Origin of the sequence: Dyella sp. LX-66 (assembly GCF_018599165.1) — a bacterium.
Taxonomy (GTDB): domain Bacteria; phylum Pseudomonadota; class Gammaproteobacteria; order Xanthomonadales; family Rhodanobacteraceae; genus Dyella_D; species Dyella_D marensis.
This window is the reverse complement of sequence record NZ_JAHFVJ010000012.1, coordinates 57,786-77,203: the sequence shown is the minus strand read 5'-3', so window position 1 is coordinate 77,203 and position 19,418 is coordinate 57,786. Positions and strand designations below refer to the sequence as shown.

Below are 19,418 nucleotides of genomic sequence, written 5' to 3'. Positions count from 1 at the left end.
AACTCCGCTGTGATCGTGAATGCTCAAGGCCGCGACGGCCGCCGCGTGCGCGAGGCGCCGAGCTTGCGCGTCAAGGTATTGCGGCCGACACCGAGTGCGGCCGCCGCGTTCTGGCGATGCCCGCCATGCACGGCCAGCGCGGCCTGCATCAAGGTGTGATCCATCGCATCGCGGGCGCGCGCGTGGATGTCGCTCTCGCCATCGGCCAGCGCCTGCGCGGCCCATTCGCGCAGCGCATCGGTCCAGTCGCCCAATGCGGGCACGGCGGGCGCGCCGCCCAGGTCGGCCGGCAGGATTTCCGCGCCGGGCGCGATCACCGCCAGGCGGCGGCACAGGTTTTCCAGCTCGCGCACGTTGCCTGGGAAATCACGCTGCGCCACCGCTTTCAACGCGGCCTTGGAAAAACGCTTCGGCGGCAGCTTCAGTTCGCGCGCCGCCGCAGCGAGGAAGTGCTGCGCCAGCAGCGGAATATCCGCGCGGCGCTGGCGCAGCGGCGGCAGTTCGATACGCACCACATCCAGACGATGCTTGAGGTCCGCGCGGAACAGACCAGCCGCAACGCGCGCATCCAGATCCTGATGCGTGGCCGCCACGATGCGCACATTGCCGCGGATCAGTTCGCGCCCACCCACCCGATAGAACTCGCCACCGGCCAGCACGCGCAGCAGGCGCGTCTGCAGCGCCAGCGGCATGTCGCCGATCTCGTCCAGGAACAGCGTGCCGCCTTCGGCCTGTTCGAAACGGCCCGCGTAGCGGCGCGTGGCGCCGGTGAACGCGCCGGCTTCGTGGCCGAACAGTTCGCTTTCCAGCAGCTCGCTGGGAATCGCCGCCGTGTTGAGTGCGAGGAAAGGCCGCTCGCGCCGCGCGCTTTCCTCGTGCAGCGCGCGCGCCACCAGTTCCTTGCCGGTGCCGGTCTCGCCGGTGATCAGCACATTCAGTTCGCTGGCCGCGACACGGCCGATCAGGCGGAACACTTCGCGCATCGCCGGGCTTTCGCCGAGCAGTGCGTGGGCGGGGACGATCGGCGCCGGAAGCGGCGCGGCACTGACCGGTACATCGGCAAGCGCGCGCTGCACCGCGGCCACGGCCTGGTCGAGATCGAACGGCTTGGCCAGGTAGTCGGCGGCACCCGCACGATAGGCAGCCGCCGTCGTCGCCACGTCGGTAAAGGCGCTCATCACGATCACCGGCCCGATGCCGCGCGCCTTCAGGTCGTTGATCAGCGCCAGCCCGTCCTCGCCCGGCATGCGCACGTCGGTGACCAGCAAGGCCGGCCGCGCATCGCGCAAGGCGTCGCGCACCGATTCGGCGTCGCCGAACTCGCGCACCGCCAGGCCCGCATCGCGCAGTGCCTCGGCCAGTACGAAGCGCACGCCGCGGTCGTCGTCGGCGATCCAGATCTCTTCACTCATGCGTGCGCTCCAGCGGCAGGTACAGCGAAAACACCGTCTCGCCCGGCCGGCTGGCGTAGCGCAGCTCGCCGCCGTGCTCGCGCGCGATCTCGCGCGCCAGGGCCAAGCCCAGGCCGCTGCCGTCGGCGCGCCCGGAGACCAGCGGTTCGAACAAGGTGTCGCGCAGCGCGGCGGGCACGCCCGGGCCGTCGTCGGCCACGTCCACGCGCAGCGCGGTGCGCAGCATGCGCTCGCCGACGCGCAAGCCGTGCTCGACGCGCGTGCGCAAGGTGAGCGTGCGTGCGCCGGCTTCCACCGCATTGCGCGCCAGATTCAGCAGCACCTGCTGCAGGCGTTCGGTGTCGCCTTTGACGTCGGGCAGGCTGGGATCGTAGTCGTGGCGCAGCTGCGGCGGCTCGGGTTCGGCCTGCAGCAGGTCGGTCAGCCACTCGAGCTGCTCGTGGATATTCACCGGGCCCAGCCGCGGCGCGCCGTCGTGATGCAACAGGCGGTTGGCCAGCGAGGCGAGACGGTCGGCCTCGGCGATCACCAAACCCGCCAGCGCCTTGAGATCTTCATCCGCCACCCGCCGCTGCAGCAGCTGCGCCGCGCCGCGCAGACCGGCGAGCGGGTTCTTCACTTCGTGCGCAAAGCCGCGCAGCGTCGCCGACAGCGGCGAGGCCGCCGGTGCGGCCGGCGCCAGCACATGCACTTCGAGCAGCAGCCCGCCATCGATCGGCTGCAGCGCCACATCCGCCGGCCATTCGCGCCCGCGCGCCGTGCGCAGCGCCACGCCGCGCAGTTGCACGGCGCGTTGTTCGCTCAGAGCGCGCTCGGCCTGCGCGAACCAGTCCGGCTCATGCAGCAGCAAGCCCAGCGGCTGCCCGGCCGCGCTGCGCGGCCCGGTATCCAGCCACTCCGCCAGCGCGGGATTGATCCACAGCACCCGCAGCCCCGCGTCGACCAGGGCCAGCCCGGTCGACATCGGTTCCGCCCAGGCCCGCCAGGATGCCGTGTCCATTGCACCATCATGGACAATGCTTTGGTCTGGTGCAAATGGCAGCGATGCGCTTAGGCCGGGAGGGCCTCGGCGGGCAGCACGTGTGCAACTGCTGCCGGGGCATCGAGCACCGCGCGGGTGAGCTGGCGAAAGATGGCGCCCAACGCATCCATGCCGGGGTTGCCGGCTTTGGAAAGCATGCGATGCAGGCTCTTGGATGGTGTGCCGGTGGCTTTGGAAAGGCCCTCGAAGCCCATCAGGCCGTGCGTCAGGTCGCGCATCAGAAGGCGCGCCGCTTCCGTCTCGCCGTTGAGCAGCATGGAGGTGGCTTCGTCCAGCAGTGCGCGCGCAAAGGCCGGGTCGTTTTGAATGCGGTTCGCGATGGTCTCGCGGTAGTCGACTGTCAGTGCCATGGCATTACGCCTCGCTGGCTGTGGATCCTGGTGGGTGGTTCATCGTGAGGTGGCTCGATCATTCACTTCCTCCTGGTTGCGTCCCCTTTCCTCGCTTTGGCTGCAACCGGCGCTTTGCTGCCGGCGTTTTTCTTGAGCATCTTGTATTCGGCTACCAGTCTGCGGGCCTGGGTAATGGCTTGCTGCTGGTCGCCTTTGTCGCTGCCACCAAGCAAGAGAATCAATTCGTCACCGTCCTGATGCACATAGATGCGTAGGCCCGGCCCCCAATCGAGACGCCATTCGGCCAAGCCAGCACCCAGGCTCTTGAGACCTGACGTATTGCCAGTGGCCAGGCGGGCGCTGATGGCCGCCACTTTCGCGGCGGCAACAGCGCTGAGGGCATTGAAAAATGTCCGGTAATGGTTGTGACCGCTCTGGTCGATGTAGTCCCTGACCGTCGCCATGAGGCACCTCATTGTATGCCAACATGGTAACGAATGGGTTACCATCAATCGAGGCGCGATCGATCCACTTTCGGGGTGCGGAGGGCTTTTACTGTCCCACCAACCCCAACTGCACCAGGCTCTCCGCCGTCGCCACAATCGCCTCCTCCTGGCTGCGCGGCGCCCACTTGAGCAGGCGGATGGCTTTCTCGCTGGTGGAGTTCATGGTCACGCCCAGCAGCGGGACGATGCCGCGCATGACCGGGTCGCGCAGCGCACCCAGGCGGACCACCCAGTTCGGCAGCACCCGCGTGGAGACCTTGCCGGCGGCGGCCCCCAGGCGGCGGCGCAGCACCTTGGCCACGTCGACCATCCACATGCTCTCGCCGCCCGTGGCGAGGAAACGCTCGCCCTTGGCGGCGGGGTGGGTCATGGCGAGCAGGTGCAGGTCGGCGACGTCGCGGGCGTCGACGAAGCCGCAGTTGATCTTCGCGGTGGCGAACTGGCCGGCGAGCAGGTTCTTGATCAGGCGGATCGAGTGCGAGTAATCGGCGCCGAGCACCGGGCCGAGCACGGCCACCGGATTCACCGCGGACAATTCCAGCCCGCGCCCTTCCTTGGCGATGAAGTCCCAGGCTGCGCGCTCGGAGAGTGTCTTCGACTTCTGATACAGCCACACCTCGCCCGACAGATCGCTCCAGTCCGATTCGTCGAACGGCCGCTTCATGGCTTTGTGCCCGGCGCAGATCGCGCCGAAGGCCGAGGTCAGCACCACGCGCTTCACGCCGGCGTCCCTTGCGGCGCGCAGCACGCGCAGATTGCCGTCGACGGCGGGCCTCACCCAGTCGTCTTCGTTGGCCTGTTCGCCCGAGGGCGTCGGCGATGCGCCGTGCAACACATAGCTGCAGCCGGCCATGGCCTCGGCCCAGCCTTCATCGCTGACCAGGTCGGCGCGCACGAACGACAGGCGCTCGCCGGGCTCCACGCCGCCCACCTTGAGGTGCTCCCGCACTTCCACTTCGCGCGCCAGCGAGCGCACCGTGGTGCGCACCCGGTAGCCCTGGCGCAACAGGGCGAGCATGCAGTGCTGGGCGATGAAGCCGGTGCCGCCGGTGACCAATACCGTTTCGTTGTTCATCTCGAATCCTGGGGGATGGCTTTGCCAAAGCGGATAAGCCTAGGCGCGCCCCGCCGCACTTTGAATGCTTGAAAGTGCGAGTTTCTGTCGCGACAGTACGGACATGAGCACCGACCCCTTCTCCGAGATCCTCAAGTTCACCAGCGCCGAATCGCTGGTGACCGGTGGCTTCACCGCGGGCGGCGCCTGGGCCATCCGCTTTCCGGCGCCGGAGAAGATCAAGTTCTTCGCCGTGGTGCGCGGCCATTGCTGGGTGCTGATCGACGGCGAGCCGGAGCCGCTGCGCTTCGACACAGGCGACGTCGGGTTGATGGCCGCGCCACGTTCCTTCGTGCTGGCCAGCGAACCGGGCGTGGAACCCGTGGATGCGATGGCCGCGTTTGCCGGCGTGAAAGGCACCGCGCAGCTGGGCGACGGCCGCGACTTCGCGCATATCGGCGGCCACGTGCTGCTCGATCCGGCCAGCGGCAAGCTGCTGGCGGACGTGCTGCCGCCGTGGATCCACGTGCCGGCGTCGTCGCCGCATGCCAGCAACTTCCGCTGGCTGCTCGATCAGCTGATGGAAGAACGCGCGCTCGACCAGCCGGGCACGCAGCTGGTGTCGAAGCATCTGGCGCAGTTGCTCTTCATCCAGATCTTGCGGGCGCATCTGAAGACGTCGCGCCCCATGCCGGCAGGCTGGCTGCGCGCGCTGGGCGATCCGCGCATCGCCCCGGCCGTGCGCCTGATGCATGGCGAACCGGCCCGCGACTGGCATCTGGACGAGCTGGCCGCGGCCTGCGCCATGTCGCGCACCACCTTCGCGCTGCATTTCAGGACGGTGGCGGGCATCACCCCGCTGGCCTATCTCGCCGAGTGGCGCATGCGCCTGGCCGAACGCAGCCTGCGCGAGCACAGCACGCCGGTGTCGGGCATCGCCCAGGCACTGGGCTATGCCTCCGAAAGCGCTTTCAGCAACGCCTTCAAACGCGTGACCGGGCAATCGCCCAAGACTTACCGCAATGCAGCGCGAAACGCAGGCTGAGCCGGCATGGCAGCGCCGCCGTGCCCGCGCCGTCATAAATGACAGCGCTGACCGGCATCCCCTGTGCCAACGAGCGACAGCGTACCGACAGCCACACCCCGCCCTTCACAAATGAAGATGTGCGTCCGCTCACAAAACTGCCCTACTATCACGCGATGCCGACCTCGCCTTCACCACTCGCCAACGAACCCGAACCGCGCCGCGGCAGCCTAGCCTGCGTCGGTCTGGGGATGACCCTCGGGTCGCATCTCACCCCGCTCGCGCGCAGCCATATCCAGCAGGCCGACGTGGTGTTCGCCGGGCTTTCCGACGGCGTGGTGGAGCTGTGGCTGCAGCGCATGCACTCGGACGTGCGCAGCCTTCAGCCGTACTACCGCGAAGGCAAGTCGCGCATGAAGACCTATCGCGAATGGGTCGAGGTGATGATGACCGAGGTGCGCGCCGGCAAGCGGGTATGCGGCGTGTTCTACGGGCATCCGGGCATCTTCGCGTGGTCGCCGCACAAGGTGATCGAAACGGCGCGCGCGGAAGGCTTCCAGGCGCATATGGAGCCGGGCATCTCCGCGGAGGATTGCCTCTACGCGGACTTAGGGATCGACCCCGGCCGCTACGGTTGCCAGCATTTCGAAGCGAGCCAGCTGCTGTTCTACGAGCGCCGCATCGACAACGCCGGTTATCTGGTGCTGTGGCAGGTGGGCCTGGTCGGCGACCGCTCGCTCGGCCGCTTCACCACCGGCCCGAAATACCGCGAGCTGCTGGTGGAACTGCTCCATCGCGACTACCCGCTCGATCACGAAGTGATCATCTACCGCGGCGCCACGCTGCCGATCGAACAGCCGCGCATCCGCCGCGTGACCCTGGCCGAGCTGCCCCATGTGACGGTGACCTCGGAAGAGACCGTGGTGCTGCCGCCGGCACAGACCTTGCAGCGAAACGTGGCCATGCAGGAACGGCTGGAAGCCCTGGACAGGGAAAGCGCGCTGGCATGAAGCGGACACGGCGCGCGCTTATGCTTTCGGGGGCACAGCACCCCGCGTGACCTGGCGGTACGCTGCGCCCCAAGGCGTGGCGGACAGCCCGGCAAACGACCGGCGCATCCATCCCGCCGGCGTGCAAGACCAAGCGGCTGCACCATAACGAACGTAAACAGGGGATAAGGGGAAAGCCATGATGGATACCATCGATTTGCTCGAAGCCATCGGCAGCGATGCTTCGCTGCGCTATATGCCGGGCGACGAACTGGCCAGGAAGCTCGAAGCCGAAGCTTCCGAGGCGCTGAAGTCGGCCGCGCTCAGCGGCGACAGCGCACCGCTGGTGGTGGAACTGGGCGCGCAGAAGTCCGAGCCGCCGCAGGTCACCCAGGCGCCGGGCCACGAAGAAGAAGAATCGCCCGAGGACATGCCGCCGCTGGCGCCCGAAGAAGAGTAAGCACGGCGCCCGCGTCGGATACGGCGCCGCCATGGCCCGGCTGCCAGACCGCTTGAAGACCTGGACCGCGCTCGCGGTCCTGGCCTTGGGCGTGCTTGTGCAGCCCGGCCATGCCGAAACGCCCGGCACCAACACCATCGAGCCGGCCGAAGCGTCCACCATCGGCGACGCCACGGCCTTCCTCGACCAGGCCGAGAGCCTGCAGCGCAAGGATCATCCCCGCTTCGTGCAGATGCTCGCGCGCCTGCACCGCGAGACCCCGCCGCTGACGCCGCGCGACGCCTGGCGCCTGCGCTATCTCGATGCGTGGGAAGTGATGTTCCAGGGCAACTACGCCAAGTCGGAACAGGAACTGCGCGACATCATCGAGCACGCCAGCGACGACGCCATCCGCCTGCGCGCTTCCTCGCTGCTGCTGATGAACCTGGGCTGGAACCAGCGCTACGAAGAGGCCTTCACCCTGGCCAACCGGCTGGCTTCCGAGCTGCCGGCCATCAAGGACCCGATGACGCGGTTCCTGGTGCTGATGAATCTCTCGCAGATGCTCGACCTGGCCGGCCAGACCGACCTGGCGATCAAGTACGCGCGGATGATGGACGAGGCCATCCCGCCCGGCGAGAACCGCTGCCTGCCGCTCAACCTGCTGGTGGCCGCGCTGTACAACGGCAAGCGCCTGCATTCGGCCAGCCCCGAAGTTCAGGCCGGCATCGACGCCTGCGCCGCTGCGCAGCAGCCGGTGGCCACCAACAGCATCCGCCTGGTGCTGGGCAGCCTGTTTATCGACGAGAAGCAGCCGGCCAAGGCGATGGCCCTGCTCGACCATGTCGCGCCCACCATCGAACTCAATCGCTTCTATCCGCACATGCTCTCCGCGCAGGCCGAGCGCGCGCAGGCGCAGGCCATGCTGGGCAACGACGGCGAGGCGCGCAAAGCCGGCCTCGCCGCCATCGCCATGGCGCACCCGGGCGAGATCAGCGAATGGCTGATGGTGGCCTACCAGGTGCTGTACGAAGTGGAGAAGCGCCAGGGCCACGCCGCCGCCGCGCTGGCTTACCACGAACAGTATTCGGCGCAGGACAAGGGCTATCTCAACGATGTCAGCGCACGCACGCTGGCCTACGAGATGGCCCAGCAGCATCTGCACGTGCAGCGGCTGGAAACCGAGTCGCTGGCCAAGCAGAACAGCATCCTGCGCCTGCAGCAGGCCCTGAACACCAAGGCGGTGGAGACCAGCCGCCTGTACATCGCCATGCTGCTTCTCCTGCTGGTGTCGATCGTGTTCTGGCTGTTCCGCATCAAGCGCTCGCAGCTGCGCTTCAAGAAGCTCTCGTGCGTAGATGGCCTGACCGGCATCCTCAACCACCAGACCTTTATCGCCGACGCCGATCGCGCCTTGCATCTGCTGGACAGGAAGCACGGCAAGGCCTGCCTGATGTTCATCGACCTGGATCACTTCAAGCAGATCAACGACACGCACGGGCATGCCGTGGGCGACGACATGCTCAAGCACGTGGTGTCGCTGTGCCGGCCGCTGCTGCGCTCGTCCGATCTGTTCGGCCGCCTCGGCGGCGAGGAGTTCGGCATCCTGCTGCTGGATTGCGACCGCGAGCACGGCCTGATGCTGGCCGAGCGCGTGCGCCGCACGATCGAGACCACGCCCGCGGGCGCCGGCGACCAGGTGGTCGCGCTGTCCGCCAGCATCGGCATGGCGGTGACCACCACCTCCGGCTATGCGATGCAGCCGCTGTGCCGCGATGCGGATGCGGCGCTGTACCGCGCCAAGCGCGGTGGACGCAATCGCGTCGTGGCCGACGGCGACGCCGCGCCGGGCGCCAAGGTCGCCTGACCACCGAAGCGCATTTAGATCGATCTTTCCAGGGCATTTTTGCTGGCCTATATGTCGTGCGTATGACGCATGGCGGTGTCGGCACATATTTCATTTAGACGTCTGGACGCGTCAGCTTCGTGTGGGTTTTTCATCGACGCGCCACGTAATTTTCACGCGTGCTCTCTAGCTTCGCCGGCTTCCCTTCGGCCGCTCCCCACGGCCGGGCGTCATCCCCACTCCGGAGTTGCACTGCATGCGTTCGACCCACCACCACCTGCTGGCGCGCGCGATCGCGGCGGCCATCGCCGCTGCGAGCCTTTCCGCCGCCGCTTATGCCGGCGACGCACCCGCCGCCCCGCAGGACAGCACCGCCGCTCCCGCCGCCGCCACCACGCTGGGCAAGATCACCGTGGCCGCCAACCGCTACGACGCCAGCCAGCTGCAGATGGATGCGGTGAACACGGTCAACGTGCTGTCGGCCGACGACCTGAAGTACACCGCCGTGCACAACGTGGCCGAGGCGCTGGGCCTGCTGCCGGGCGTCAACGTGTTCAACACCGGGCAGTCGTACTTCGGCGGCATCGACGGCGCCTCGCGCGGCGAAGGCATGTTCACTTCGGTGCGCGGCCTCAATGCCGAATACAACGTCAACCTGATCAACGGCGTGAACGTGGCACAGGGCATGGCGTACAGCCGCGGCGTGCAGCTCAGCCTGCTGCCGCCCTCGGGCCTGCAGACCATCGTGTTGAACAAGACCTCCACCGCCGACATGGACGGCGACGCGATCGGCGGTACCATCGATTTCCGCACGCCCACCGCGTTCGACTTCAGCGCGCCGACCAGCGGCAGCGTCACCGCCAGCGGCCGCATGGAAAGCCGCGCCCGCGACTACGGCGACAACGGCCTGGGCGGCGGCCTGGCCGGCGAGTTCCAGAGCAAGTTCGGGCAAGAGCAGCAGTTCGGCATCTACGCCAGCGCCTACTACGACAAGCGCAACTACGTGAACAGCGAAGCCGCCGCCGCTTCGTCCGCCTTGAACGACGGCTCCTGGGAGTTCGCGCGCACCACCGCCAAGGGCGACAACGCGCCGGGCTTCGACCCCGTGCGCAACCTGCTCAGCACCGGCATGAATATCGGCACGTCGTCCGGCCATACCAAGCGCTACGGCGGCAACGTGTCGCTGGACTGGAAGGTGGACGACACACTCACCGCCTACGCCCGCGCCACCTACGGCTATGCGCAGACCGAGCAGAACACCACGTATCTGCAGATCATCCCCGCCAATGTCAGCTATGCGCCGATCGGCAATACCGGCTTGTATCAGCCGGTGATCGGCCGCATCGCCACCCGCTTCTGGTACGAGACCAACCCGGAGAAGGCGGATCTGGCCACTTTCCAGGTCGGCGGCGACAAGACCCTCGGCGGCTGGACGCTGTCGCCCAGCCTGTTCTACAGCTTCGGCGACAACGACCGCCCGGATCACGTCGAGATCTCCGCGCGCAACGACCAGTACAGCTCCGCCAACTTCCCCTATGGCGCGAGCACGGTGATGAGCTACGGCGCCGACCACCTGCCCTACCCCATGCTGACGCCGGCCATGAATGCGCAGCTCAACAACGTGGCCACCATGTATGCGCGCCGCTCGGGCCAGTTGACCAAGTCCTTCAGCGGCCAGGAGAAGGGCGGCGCGAAGTTCGACGCGCGCTACGACTTCGAAGACGGCGCGCTGCGCAGCCTGCAGTTCGGCGTGAAGTACAGCGACGCCCACCGCGAGTTCACCAACCGCGACTGGACCACCGCCAAGTACACCGACGGTCGCAGCTTCGGCTCACTCGGCCTGATCGACGGCGGCTATTCGTCGGTGTTCCCCGGTGTGTACGACTACGCGGTACCGACCATCGACCAGGCCGCGCTCAAGCGCCTGATCGCCTCGCGCGTCTCCGACGCCGACCTGGACACCTGCGGCAGCCTCTACGTCAACAACTGGAACTGCAACACCCAGCGCGCGCGCGAAACGGTGAGCGCCGCCTACGCCATGGCCAACTTCAAGTGGGGCGACCTGGAAGTGATCCCCGGCCTGCGCTTCGAGCACACCGACATCCGCAACACCTTCTGGACCACGCCGCACGATAACACCGGCGCGGAGCTGACCGGCCACTTCGCACGCAACTTCACCCACTACGACGAGCCGCTGCCGAGCCTGTTCGTCAACTACCGCGACGGTGACAACGCGGTGTACCGCGGCTCGATCTGGACCAGCTATACGCGCCCCGCCTTCGTGCAGCTCGGCGGCGGCTCGCAGGTAAGCGTGTCGGCCGATGGCCTGACCACGATTACCGAGGGCAATCCGAACCTCAAGCCGATCAAGTCGCTGAACTTCGACCTCTCCGGCGAATGGGGCAACCAGCACGGTGGCCATGCGATGGCTGCGCTGTTCTACAAGAGCCTGTCCAACTACATCTACGAATCGGGCAGCAATCCGGTGAATGCGGGCACCACCGATGCCGGCTCGATCCAGTACGTGCGGCCGCAGAACGGCGGCGACGGCAAGGTGTATGGCGTGGAAACGGCGCTGCGGCAGAAGTTCCAGGACATGCCGGCGCCGTTCGATGGTTTCGGCGTGGGCTTCAATGCCACACGGCAGTGGACGTCGGTGGATCTGGGCCTGGATGGTTTCCACCATCAGCGCATCCAGAACGCGCCGGAGCTGATGGCGAATGCGGAACTGTTCTACGAGAAGAATGGCTTCTCGGTGAATCTGAGCTATCACTACGCCGGCTCGTACGTGTCGACCTACGATTACTTCGGCCAGAACCAGCCTTGGGACAATCTGTGGATCCGCCCGGTGGCGCGCGTCGACCTGCATGCGGGCTACGCGTTTGCGCATGGCTTCCAGGTGGATCTGTCGATTTCGAACCTCACCAAGAACTACACGTACTGGTCGCATGTCGGTCGCAACAGCCTGGCGATTTCCGACGTGGTGGATTCGGGGATGACTACTCTGCTGACGGCGAAGTATTCGTTCTGATACTTCGCGTAATTAAGAATCGCCCTACAGACAACCTTGGGTTGCTCTGCTAGCGTGATTCTCGTTGCCCGCGCTGTAGTTTCGATGCGCGGCGCGGGCAACCATGGCAGCAATGTCGTGAGAGCGCGGGCCAAGGGTGCGCTAACACCCCTGACCCGCTGACCATCACCAACTAAGCAGGAGTTGATCATGGCTGTGCCAGATCATACGTCACTCGTACGCTCACCGATCCCCCGGGCGACACATCCGCCGACTAATCGGGCTGTCCGCCATCTTCGCGGACACGGTTGAAGAGCCGCGGTCTAAGAGTTTTCGCAGGTAATGATTCCTAGCCGTGAAACCCGGCGCGTTGCTTCGTGCAACGGCGAAAGCGACTGAAGCCGCCATCCACTTCCTCAATCAAGCCGCCCGGCGCCTGTGTCCCAGGTGGTCGGTAAACCTCGAGTCCGTATGGTCGCGGCACGCCGTGCTGTCCGGCGGCGTGCCGTTCTCGGGACAAGGGCGGCGCATGGCAAGGAGTTGCTTATGGATATCTTTGGCGAAGCGTGGCTCACACGCCACGTGGAATATTTTTCGGATCCGGAGGCGGCGCCGGATGCGTTGTTGAACGATGCGACTGAGTGGCTGCATTACGCACACAACGCGATCCGGCTGTTGGCGGAACTCGTCGATGAGCGTGGCAGTGTTAATGCGCAGCGTTTGCCGACCATGTTGGAAAGCATCGCGACGTTCATCGAAATGGGAACCCGCTGCGCGACGCAGGCACATTTGCGGATGCAGTGGTTGCAGGTACGCGGCGAAGAGCATTCGACGATCGACGCCGAGAGCGACGCTTCCTAGAACAATCCAGCGACACCCTCTCAACCCCCTCTCCCCTCCGGGGAGAGGGCCGGGGTGAGGGGCCGGCCGGAGCCGTGAGTGGAGGGTCGCCACACGCAAACCACAGCACCCGCATATGCCCTAGAAGATCAGCAATACGACAAGCAATGGAATCGTTGCGGCATAAACAGTCCTTGCCGCCAGAATCAGACGCTTCATCTCCACCGAGTAATTTTCAGGCGGAAGCTCTGCATCAAAAATCATCCTGGTGATGCCAAACGACACCCGCATACTTCCCCATGAGAAGTCCAGGCCCTTGAAGTAATTCTTGTCGTACTTGCTTAGCCTATAGGCGACAAATCGTGAGAACGCGTACTGCGCCAGCGTATAAATCGCCATGACGAAGATGATGTCTTTGAAAGACATGTTACCTCGCGGATCCATTGATCAGGAAAGCAAGCGGCCGATCAGGCGATCCCTGATGTCGCTGCGAGCATACCCTTAGAAGGAAGGTCATCATCAGTGCGCTAAGGGATCGGCGAGAATCCGAAACTCATACCGCCCTCCATTGAAAGGCACATGCACCAATCGAGATCGTGACCAAGAAAGTAATGGTGATGCGGCACCTCGAAGATAACACCAAGCAGCCCTTCAAACGCCTCGATCGACCCGCTCAAGGCGAAGTCCGTCAGACCGTCCCCCACATAAACCAACTCGCCACTCAGACCGAATTTTGAAACCGCGTCGCGAAAGAACCGCTCAAAACTCTGTGAGTGAAGATCAAGATTCCATTCCTGCTCTTCGACAGAACCCTCCACACACGACCAAGCGATCTTGGATCCATGCACCGGATACCGCTCCATGACCCGCGCGAACACCTCATCCGCACCACCTTCGGCGCAAACGACGTTGCCTTTGCCGGCCGCCAGGGCGTTGATGATTTCTTGTTCGTAGTAGTTCATGGTGTGTCGGACCTACGCAGAACCGTACAGAAAGAACGAAAGCGAAACCCCCGTGAGATGGACCGCCTCAATCAACCTTCGATCCAGATCGAACCCACTGCTCTGCGGGCAGAAGATGCCAAAGACGAATGTCACCCTGCATCCCGCATCGACTGCGCGCCTGATAGCACGCACACCCGGTGATTCGGGTTCTGCCAGATAAGCCGAAAGGAAATCTTCCGGAAATTCATGATCTTCGGCATCCAGCGGAAAGAGCACAAAAGTCTCGCCATATCGGCCAGGCAATTCTTTTCCCGACCGGGTTCTGCGTTGCTCATGCACGGTCTGAGCGATCCTTGGAGTCCAGCCAAAGATATCGACGACCTGTTCCGCACTGATGGAAGGATGGTGCACACGCAGGGACACGCTCAAAAGGAACCTCTCGCTCATGCGATGGGCTAAGCCGCCTCTTTTCTCAGATAAACAAGCACGCCGTCGTCAAAATCCATGCGCGACGGGTAATCGACCCTGCGGATTTCATGGGAGGTATCCACGTCGGAGGTGAAATCCGCCAACACTTCCGTCACCGCCACGTCGAGAGACTCCTCATCGTCCTCGCTGATGGCCCCATCCACGTAGAAGACGATCAAGATCGAATCCTCCGCATGGATAAAGCAAACCACAGCCCGGAGAGTTGAAAAAACCGCTCCCCATAGCGCACTCGTGATGCTCAGCCGCAACTTGCTTTGAAGGTTCATCTCTATCGCCTAACTCTGGAAGCAATTCCGCAGGGTTTCGATCAGGCTCGTACCTTGAACAAGAACGCTATACGCCTTGCCGGGATTGCTTGAATAGCAATCGAAGACCACTGCCCCATCGCCTGGGTCTGGATAGAAGACAATGGCATCGTCGATCTTCTCCGAAGCCACAAGCATCCCCTCAATGCTCACTTTCTCGGCAGAACAGTATCCAAGATAGGCGTTTCCATAAATCCCGATCAGTCCTGACTTTGTATGGACCTTGGACGTCAGGCATTTCGCAATCGAGAAAGCGCGACCCCTGCTTACGTACGCCGCAACCAGACCGCCGGCGTCTTCCAGGCGCTCCGGCCAAGTGATGGCAAACGGAACCAAGCCCTTCTCAGCACTGAAGTCTTCCAGCTTCACACCCTTGCTGACCATCTGTAGGGCGTTGACCAACCGCTCGCCATGCGCCGCACGCAGTTCGAGCTTTTGCCTCTCCGCAGCCGCTTCGGATCTGCGACGGCGCAGCGCGTCAAGATCATTGCTTTTCATCCGAACCGCCATCTACCAGTCAAGGTCGAGATCAGCGCGAAACTCACTCTGATTTTGCTGTGTGATGGGTATGGCCTGGATTGTAGACGCCTATCTCACCGTTACCCACTCCCGAGCGTGCAGCACTCGACCATGGTGCACACATCGACAGCCGCATCGCTCCCGAAATCGGCGCCTTCGAGCGACGTCGCCAGACCCCTGATCCGTGCATCCAAATCGCTTATCAGCAGCGGCTTGTCAGGTATCGATATGAGCTCATAGCAATGTGAAGCATCCGCACCACTCCGATGCGCATCCCGCCAGTCGTACACAAAAAAACCTTGTTCGGCCAACACGATCAAATCATCGGGCCTTGGTACAGAAGTCAGAAGCCGGTGCCCGCCAAGCCGAGGAAGATGGCTGATCTCCTCTTCCACTTTCCAAACGTCTTCCGGCCTGAGTACACCGTGCTTAGGAACAGGCCCCTGGCCAGCAGTGAGGAAGGCACCGAGGTGACCTTTGGCATCCGATGCGATCCAGAGCAGATCGCAATCGCGCGGATACTCAAATTCCATAACCAGCATCAGCCCCCCATGCCTTGTCAGCAACCTTGACGTCTAGAGCGAATCGCCAGAAAGCTGCACAGTCACCGATTTGCCAAGCTCCACCGACGACCGCCCCTCACTCACAACATACTCCCCCCCACGCACCACCCACCCATGCTTCACCGTATCGAAGTCCGCCAACAGCTTCCGCTCCAACGGAATACTCAACACCCGCTGCTCCCCCGGCTTCAGAAACACCTTGGCAAACCCGGCAAGCCGCCGCACCTTCGCTCCCGGTACCTGCACGTAAACCTGTGCAACGTCGGCACCCGCACGCTTGCCGCTGTTGCGTACCGTCACCGTGGCAGTGACCTTGCCATCCTTCGCATCCACCTTGAGCCCACCATGCTCGAACGTGGTGTACGACAGCCCATAGCCGAACGGGAACAACGGCTGGATGTTCTTCGACTGATACCAGCGGTAACCGACGTTCGCACCTTCGATCGCGTAATCCACGCTCTCCGGCGGCGTACCGCCACCCGCACCCGGGAGCTCCGGACGCGGCAGCTGCGATACATCGCGTGGCCAGCTCAGCGGCAGGCGGCCGGAGGGATTGACCTTGCCGGAGAGGATATTGGCGATGCCGTTGCCCGCATCGCCGCCGGGATACCACACCTCCAGCACCGCACCGGCCTGTTCCAACCACGGCATCGCGACAGGGCTGCCGTTCTCCAGCACCACGATGGTGCGCGGGTTGGCTTTGGCAACCGCGGCGACCAGGGCGTCCTGGCCATCGGGCAGCGACAGATCGCGTGCGTCGAAATCTTCGCCGGCCCACTTCTCCACGAACACCACCGCAACCTGCGACTTCGCCGCCAACGCTGCAGCGGCCGCAACATCCTCACCACCGGCAAACTGCACCTTTGCCTTCGGCGCCATCGACTGCAGCGCCTTCAGCGGCGCATATGGGTGATACAAAATGGGACCGGGCCAGTCGGCCGGCTTCAAACCCGGCACTGCATTGCCACCCTTCGCCGTCACCAGCGACGAACCGCCGCCGGCCAGCACGCCCTTGTCGGCATGCGCGCCGATCACCGCCACCGATTCCAGCTTGGCCGCATCGAGCGGCAACAAGCCGTTCTCATTGCGCAGCAGCACCGCGCCTGCCTCCAGCGTCTCGCGCGCCACGGCAAGGTTGGCCTTCTCGTCGATCGGCGCCTTCTTCGCCGGATGCTCGAACATACCCGCCGCGAAGAAGCTGCGCAGGATGCGCCGCGTCATATCGTCGATGCGCGATTGCTTTACCTCGCCCTTCGCCAGCGCCTCGCGCAGCGGTGCGTCGAAGTAGATCTGCTTGTCGAAGATCTCGGCGGCCGATTCCTGATCCAGCCCCGCATTCACCGCCTTCGCCGCGCTATGCACGCCACCCCAGTCGGACATCACGAAGCCGGGATACTTCCAGTCGCGCTTCAGCACCTGGTTGAGCAGATAGTCGTTCTCGCAGGCCCAGTCGCCATTGAGCTTGTTGTACGAGCACATCACCGAACCGGGCTTGCCGCGCTCGATCGCCAGCTCGAAAGCCAGCAGGTCGGATTCGCGCATGGCCTGCTCGCCGATGCGCACGTCGACCGTGGTGCGCGCGGTTTCCTGGTCGTTCAAGGCGAAGTGCTTGATGGTGGACACCACGTGCTGGCTTTCGATGCCGCGGATCGCTTCGCCGACGATGGTGCCGGCCAGCAGCGGGTCTTCGCCGGCATATTCGAAATTGCGGCCGTTGCGCGGCTCGCGCATCAGGTTGGTGCCGCCGGCGAGCAGCACGTTGAAGCCCTTGGCGTGCGCTTCGCCGCCGATCATGGCGCCGCCGCGGAAGGCCACTTTCGGATCCCAGGTGGCGGCGGTCACGGGGCCAGCCGGCAGCGGCGTGGCGTAATCGCCGGGTCGCATGCGGTCGGAGCTGGCTACGCCCAGGCCCGCATCGCTTTCCTGGATGGCGGGAATGCCTAAGCGTTCGATGGCCGGAATATAGCCAGCGGAACCGATATAACCCGGCGGTACCGGCTTGTCTTCCGGCTTGCGCGGGCCGGCGAAATAGCTGCGGATAAGGTGGAACTTGTCGTCCTGCGTGAGCTGCTTCAGCAGCAGGTCGGCGCGCTGATCCGGCGAAAGTTTCGCGTCGCTCCACGGATGCGCGGCCGGCGCCTGTTGCGCCATGGCGAGGCCCATCCAGCCGGCCAGTCCCAACACGATGGCGCAGCGCAGTGCATTGCCGGCTTTGCGTTTCATCCTTCAGTCCTCCGCAATGGCATCGCCGCGGTGCGATGGCCGAGGAGCCGGAGTATGCACGCCGGGCGCTCAGTTGTCCGTCGAGGTTGCCGCCGCCCTGGGGAAAATCATCAAGGCGTTGGCGGAAATCATCACAGGCCGTCGAGCCAGGCGGCGAAGATGCCGCGTGCTGCATGGGTGAGTGCACTGCCGTGCGCAGCGGCATCGCGGCGCAGCGAATTCGGATCGATCCGATGCGCAGCCAGCTCATGCGCATGCCCGATCAGCCAGCGCTCCAGCTGCGTGGTTTCCACTTCCAGATGGAACTGCAGGCCGAGTACGTGCCGGTCGATGGCGAAGGCCTGGTTCGGAAAACCCGGCGTCTGCGCCAGACGCTGCGCGCCGGCGGGAATCGCGAACTGATCGCCGTGCCAATGCAGCACGGGCACCGTGCCGATCTCCTTGAGCACGGAAGCGCGGCCTTCGTCGGTCAAGGTGAGTGCGCCGAAACCGATCTCCACCTTTCCGGTGGATGCCACCTCCGCACCCAGCGCCTGCGCGATCAGCTGCGCACCGAGACAGATGCCAAGCGTCGGCTTACGTGCCGCCAAATGTGCGGCGATTGCCGCGCGTTCGCTGGCAAGAAAGGGATAACGGTCGACTTCGTACACGCCGATCGGCCCGCCCAGCACGACCACCAGATCGGCCGCATCGAGCACACCAGCGTCGATCGCATCGACACCCGCCTCCAGATAACGCACGGCATAGCCACGCTCCGCCAGCATCGGCGCCAGCAGGCCAAGATCCTCGAAAGCCACGTGGCGTATCGCGATGGCGGTGCGTGTCATGCGGTCGACTCCTTGGCGTTCCTGGATTCCTCCGGCGCGTGCGCGCGCAGCGCACCGGGCGGACGGCCCACCACGCGCTTGAAGGCGCGGCTGAAGGCGGCCAGCGAACCATAGCCCAGCTTGTAGGCCACGCTCTCGATCGGCTCGCGGTCGCGCGACAGCCACTGCGCGGCAAGGCGCATGCGCAGTTCGGTGAGATAGCGCAGCGGCGTCATGCCGGTGACGGCGAGAAAGCGTTCGGCGAACACCGAGCGCGAGCTGTCCATCTGCGCGGCCAGTTCCGCCACCGTCCAGTGGCGGCCCGGGTCGCGGTGCAGCGCCACCAGCACCTTGCCCAGGCGCGGATCGCGCAGCGCTTCCACCCAGCCGCTGGCGTCGCCGCAGCCGCATTCCACCCAGCCGCGCACGATAAAGGCCGACACCACGTCGGCCAGCCGCGCCAGGATGCCGGCCGAACCGGCGCGCGGCGCCAGCGATTCGCGCTCCATCGCATCGAGCATCGCGCGCAGTTCCGGGTTGCTGTCCAGCAAGGTGCCGACCAGCATCACCTCGGGCATCGCGGCCACCAGCGATTGCATGCCGCCGAGATCGAATTCCATGCAGCCGCTGAAGACCAGGGTGCGCTCGCCGTGGCACACGCCGATGTCGGCGCAGCCGCGCACGGTCGGGCACAGCTCGGTGGCGCTGAGCGTGGCGATGTCCCTGCACGGCTGTTCCGGCTGCGCGCTCGACAGCAGATGGTGCGCGCCGCCGCGCGGCAGCAGCACCGCGGCGCTGGTATCCAGGCGATGGATGACGCCGCCGGGGCTGCGCAGGAACACCGGCCCGCGCGCCACGAAATGGAACTGCGCCCGCCCCGGCTCCTCGCCGAAGGCCAGCCCGAACGGCGGCGACACCTCGATACGGCGGTACTGCACGCCAACCAGGCGCATGCCGAGCAGCAGCTCGCTGGCTAGGTCGTGCGGGGTGGCGGAAGGCTGGATATCCATGGCGATCAGGACGATCGATCAAGATTCGAAGATTCATCATCATAGACCGTCCGGCCACACTTTCC

Annotated in this window: 20 protein-coding genes; 6 read left to right on the top strand and 14 right to left on the bottom strand. The window is 64.9% G+C overall.

Annotated features, from left to right (window positions below):
- Positions 1–23: 23 nt before the first annotated feature.
- From ntrC to KK141_RS19195, 5 genes are all read right to left on the bottom strand, one after another.
- Complete coding sequence (ntrC, locus tag KK141_RS19215) at positions 24–1,412, bottom strand: nitrogen regulation protein NR(I) (protein WP_214572717.1); 1,389 nt, start codon at positions 1,410–1,412, stop codon at positions 24–26.
- Entirely contained in the window at positions 1,405–2,412 is a 1,008-nt protein-coding gene (locus KK141_RS19210; protein WP_214572716.1) for an ATP-binding protein, read from the bottom strand. The genes ntrC and KK141_RS19210 overlap by 8 nt, the downstream gene beginning before the upstream one ends.
- Positions 2,413–2,462: 50 nt before the next feature.
- A complete protein-coding gene (locus KK141_RS19205; RefSeq protein WP_214572715.1) occupies positions 2,463–2,804 on the bottom strand; it encodes a transcriptional regulator in 342 nt (113 codons plus the stop codon).
- A 62-nt stretch (positions 2,805–2,866) separates the two neighbouring features.
- A complete protein-coding gene (locus KK141_RS19200) occupies positions 2,867–3,250 on the bottom strand; it encodes a type II toxin-antitoxin system RelE/ParE family toxin (protein ID WP_214572714.1) in 384 nt (127 codons plus the stop codon).
- 88 nt (positions 3,251–3,338) lie between these two features.
- The gene (locus KK141_RS19195) at positions 3,339–4,367 is read right to left on the bottom strand and encodes an aldehyde reductase (protein ID WP_214572713.1); all 1,029 of its coding nucleotides are present in this window, start codon (positions 4,365–4,367) and stop codon (positions 3,339–3,341) included.
- A 103-nt stretch (positions 4,368–4,470) separates the two neighbouring features.
- Here KK141_RS19195 and KK141_RS19190 point away from each other — a divergent pair, with 103 nt between their 5' ends.
- The 6 genes from KK141_RS19190 (at position 4,471) to KK141_RS19165 (ending at position 12,515) form a co-directional block, all read left to right on the top strand.
- On the top strand, positions 4,471–5,391 hold the full coding sequence (locus KK141_RS19190) for an AraC family transcriptional regulator (RefSeq protein WP_214572712.1): 921 nt from the start codon (positions 4,471–4,473) through the stop codon (positions 5,389–5,391).
- Positions 5,392–5,546: 155 nt separating this feature from the next.
- A complete protein-coding gene (locus tag KK141_RS19185) occupies positions 5,547–6,380 on the top strand; it encodes an SAM-dependent methyltransferase (protein ID WP_214572748.1) in 834 nt (277 codons plus the stop codon).
- Positions 6,381–6,558: 178 nt separating this feature from the next.
- The gene (locus tag KK141_RS19180; RefSeq protein ID WP_214572711.1) at positions 6,559–6,819 is read left to right on the top strand and encodes a hypothetical protein; all 261 of its coding nucleotides are present in this window, start codon (positions 6,559–6,561) and stop codon (positions 6,817–6,819) included.
- A 31-nt stretch (positions 6,820–6,850) separates the two neighbouring features.
- Positions 6,851–8,665: a GGDEF domain-containing protein gene (locus KK141_RS19175; RefSeq protein ID WP_250901880.1), complete on the top strand. Its 1,815-nt coding sequence runs from the start codon at positions 6,851–6,853 to the stop codon at positions 8,663–8,665.
- A 235-nt stretch (positions 8,666–8,900) separates the two neighbouring features.
- Positions 8,901–11,675: a TonB-dependent receptor gene (locus KK141_RS19170; RefSeq protein ID WP_214572710.1), complete on the top strand. Its 2,775-nt coding sequence runs from the start codon at positions 8,901–8,903 to the stop codon at positions 11,673–11,675.
- 525 nt (positions 11,676–12,200) lie between these two features.
- Positions 12,201–12,515, top strand: coding sequence for a hypothetical protein (locus KK141_RS19165; protein WP_214572709.1), 315 nt, complete (start codon positions 12,201–12,203; stop codon positions 12,513–12,515).
- A gap of 120 nt (positions 12,516–12,635) precedes the next feature.
- Here KK141_RS19165 and KK141_RS19160 read toward each other — a convergent pair whose 3' ends face one another.
- The 9 genes from KK141_RS19160 to KK141_RS19120 form a co-directional block, all read right to left on the bottom strand.
- Positions 12,636–12,920, bottom strand: a complete 285-nt coding sequence (locus tag KK141_RS19160) for a hypothetical protein (protein WP_214572708.1) — start codon at positions 12,918–12,920, stop codon at positions 12,636–12,638.
- Between the two features lie 101 nt (positions 12,921–13,021).
- Positions 13,022–13,456 (bottom strand): hypothetical protein, encoded by a 435-nt coding sequence (locus tag KK141_RS19155; RefSeq protein ID WP_214572707.1) that lies wholly within the window; start codon positions 13,454–13,456, stop codon positions 13,022–13,024.
- A 12-nt stretch (positions 13,457–13,468) separates the two neighbouring features.
- The gene (locus KK141_RS19150) at positions 13,469–13,885 is read right to left on the bottom strand and encodes a hypothetical protein (protein ID WP_214572706.1); all 417 of its coding nucleotides are present in this window, start codon (positions 13,883–13,885) and stop codon (positions 13,469–13,471) included.
- A gap of 8 nt (positions 13,886–13,893) precedes the next feature.
- Positions 13,894–14,193, bottom strand: coding sequence for a hypothetical protein (locus KK141_RS19145; RefSeq protein WP_214572705.1), 300 nt, complete (start codon positions 14,191–14,193; stop codon positions 13,894–13,896).
- 9 nt (positions 14,194–14,202) lie between these two features.
- Positions 14,203–14,730, bottom strand: a complete 528-nt coding sequence (locus tag KK141_RS19140; protein ID WP_214572704.1) for a hypothetical protein — start codon at positions 14,728–14,730, stop codon at positions 14,203–14,205.
- Between the two features lie 101 nt (positions 14,731–14,831).
- Positions 14,832–15,293, bottom strand: coding sequence for a hypothetical protein (locus tag KK141_RS19135; protein WP_214572703.1), 462 nt, complete (start codon positions 15,291–15,293; stop codon positions 14,832–14,834).
- A gap of 33 nt (positions 15,294–15,326) precedes the next feature.
- Positions 15,327–17,537 (bottom strand): glycoside hydrolase family 3 C-terminal domain-containing protein, encoded by a 2,211-nt coding sequence (locus KK141_RS19130; protein WP_214572702.1) that lies wholly within the window; start codon positions 17,535–17,537, stop codon positions 15,327–15,329.
- A gap of 131 nt (positions 17,538–17,668) precedes the next feature.
- Positions 17,669–18,364: a glutamine amidotransferase gene (locus KK141_RS19125; protein WP_214572701.1), complete on the bottom strand. Its 696-nt coding sequence runs from the start codon at positions 18,362–18,364 to the stop codon at positions 17,669–17,671.
- The gene (locus KK141_RS19120; RefSeq protein ID WP_214572700.1) at positions 18,361–19,353 is read right to left on the bottom strand and encodes an AraC family transcriptional regulator; all 993 of its coding nucleotides are present in this window, start codon (positions 19,351–19,353) and stop codon (positions 18,361–18,363) included. Before KK141_RS19120 ends, KK141_RS19125 begins: the two co-directional genes overlap by 4 nt.
- Positions 19,354–19,418 lie beyond the last annotated feature (65 nt).

What these genes read in the sequence shown, in the direction of transcription:
- ntrC (WP_214572717.1), bottom strand. Translation starts at nt 1,412, where the DNA reads ATGAGTGAAGAGATCTGGATCGCCGACGACGACCGCGGCGTGCGCTTC.
- KK141_RS19210 (WP_214572716.1), bottom strand. Translation starts at nt 2,412, where the DNA reads ATGGACACGGCATCCTGGCGGGCCTGGGCGGAACCGATGTCGACCGGG.
- KK141_RS19205 (WP_214572715.1), bottom strand. Translation starts at nt 2,804, where the DNA reads ATGGCACTGACAGTCGACTACCGCGAGACCATCGCGAACCGCATTCAA.
- KK141_RS19200 (WP_214572714.1), bottom strand. Translation starts at nt 3,250, where the DNA reads ATGGCGACGGTCAGGGACTACATCGACCAGAGCGGTCACAACCATTAC.
- KK141_RS19195 (WP_214572713.1), bottom strand. Translation starts at nt 4,367, where the DNA reads ATGAACAACGAAACGGTATTGGTCACCGGCGGCACCGGCTTCATCGCC.
- KK141_RS19190 (WP_214572712.1), top strand. Translation starts at nt 4,471, where the DNA reads ATGAGCACCGACCCCTTCTCCGAGATCCTCAAGTTCACCAGCGCCGAA.
- KK141_RS19185 (WP_214572748.1), top strand. Translation starts at nt 5,547, where the DNA reads ATGCCGACCTCGCCTTCACCACTCGCCAACGAACCCGAACCGCGCCGC.
- KK141_RS19180 (WP_214572711.1), top strand. Translation starts at nt 6,559, where the DNA reads ATGATGGATACCATCGATTTGCTCGAAGCCATCGGCAGCGATGCTTCG.
- KK141_RS19175 (WP_250901880.1), top strand. Translation starts at nt 6,851, where the DNA reads ATGGCCCGGCTGCCAGACCGCTTGAAGACCTGGACCGCGCTCGCGGTC.
- KK141_RS19170 (WP_214572710.1), top strand. Translation starts at nt 8,901, where the DNA reads ATGCGTTCGACCCACCACCACCTGCTGGCGCGCGCGATCGCGGCGGCC.
- KK141_RS19165 (WP_214572709.1), top strand. Translation starts at nt 12,201, where the DNA reads ATGGATATCTTTGGCGAAGCGTGGCTCACACGCCACGTGGAATATTTT.
- KK141_RS19160 (WP_214572708.1), bottom strand. Translation starts at nt 12,920, where the DNA reads ATGTCTTTCAAAGACATCATCTTCGTCATGGCGATTTATACGCTGGCG.
- KK141_RS19155 (WP_214572707.1), bottom strand. Translation starts at nt 13,456, where the DNA reads ATGAACTACTACGAACAAGAAATCATCAACGCCCTGGCGGCCGGCAAA.
- KK141_RS19150 (WP_214572706.1), bottom strand. Translation starts at nt 13,885, where the DNA reads ATGAGCGAGAGGTTCCTTTTGAGCGTGTCCCTGCGTGTGCACCATCCT.
- KK141_RS19145 (WP_214572705.1), bottom strand. Translation starts at nt 14,193, where the DNA reads ATGAACCTTCAAAGCAAGTTGCGGCTGAGCATCACGAGTGCGCTATGG.
- KK141_RS19140 (WP_214572704.1), bottom strand. Translation starts at nt 14,730, where the DNA reads ATGAAAAGCAATGATCTTGACGCGCTGCGCCGTCGCAGATCCGAAGCG.
- KK141_RS19135 (WP_214572703.1), bottom strand. Translation starts at nt 15,293, where the DNA reads ATGCTGGTTATGGAATTTGAGTATCCGCGCGATTGCGATCTGCTCTGG.
- KK141_RS19130 (WP_214572702.1), bottom strand. Translation starts at nt 17,537, where the DNA reads ATGAAACGCAAAGCCGGCAATGCACTGCGCTGCGCCATCGTGTTGGGA.
- KK141_RS19125 (WP_214572701.1), bottom strand. Translation starts at nt 18,364, where the DNA reads ATGACACGCACCGCCATCGCGATACGCCACGTGGCTTTCGAGGATCTT.
- KK141_RS19120 (WP_214572700.1), bottom strand. Translation starts at nt 19,353, where the DNA reads ATGGATATCCAGCCTTCCGCCACCCCGCACGACCTAGCCAGCGAGCTG.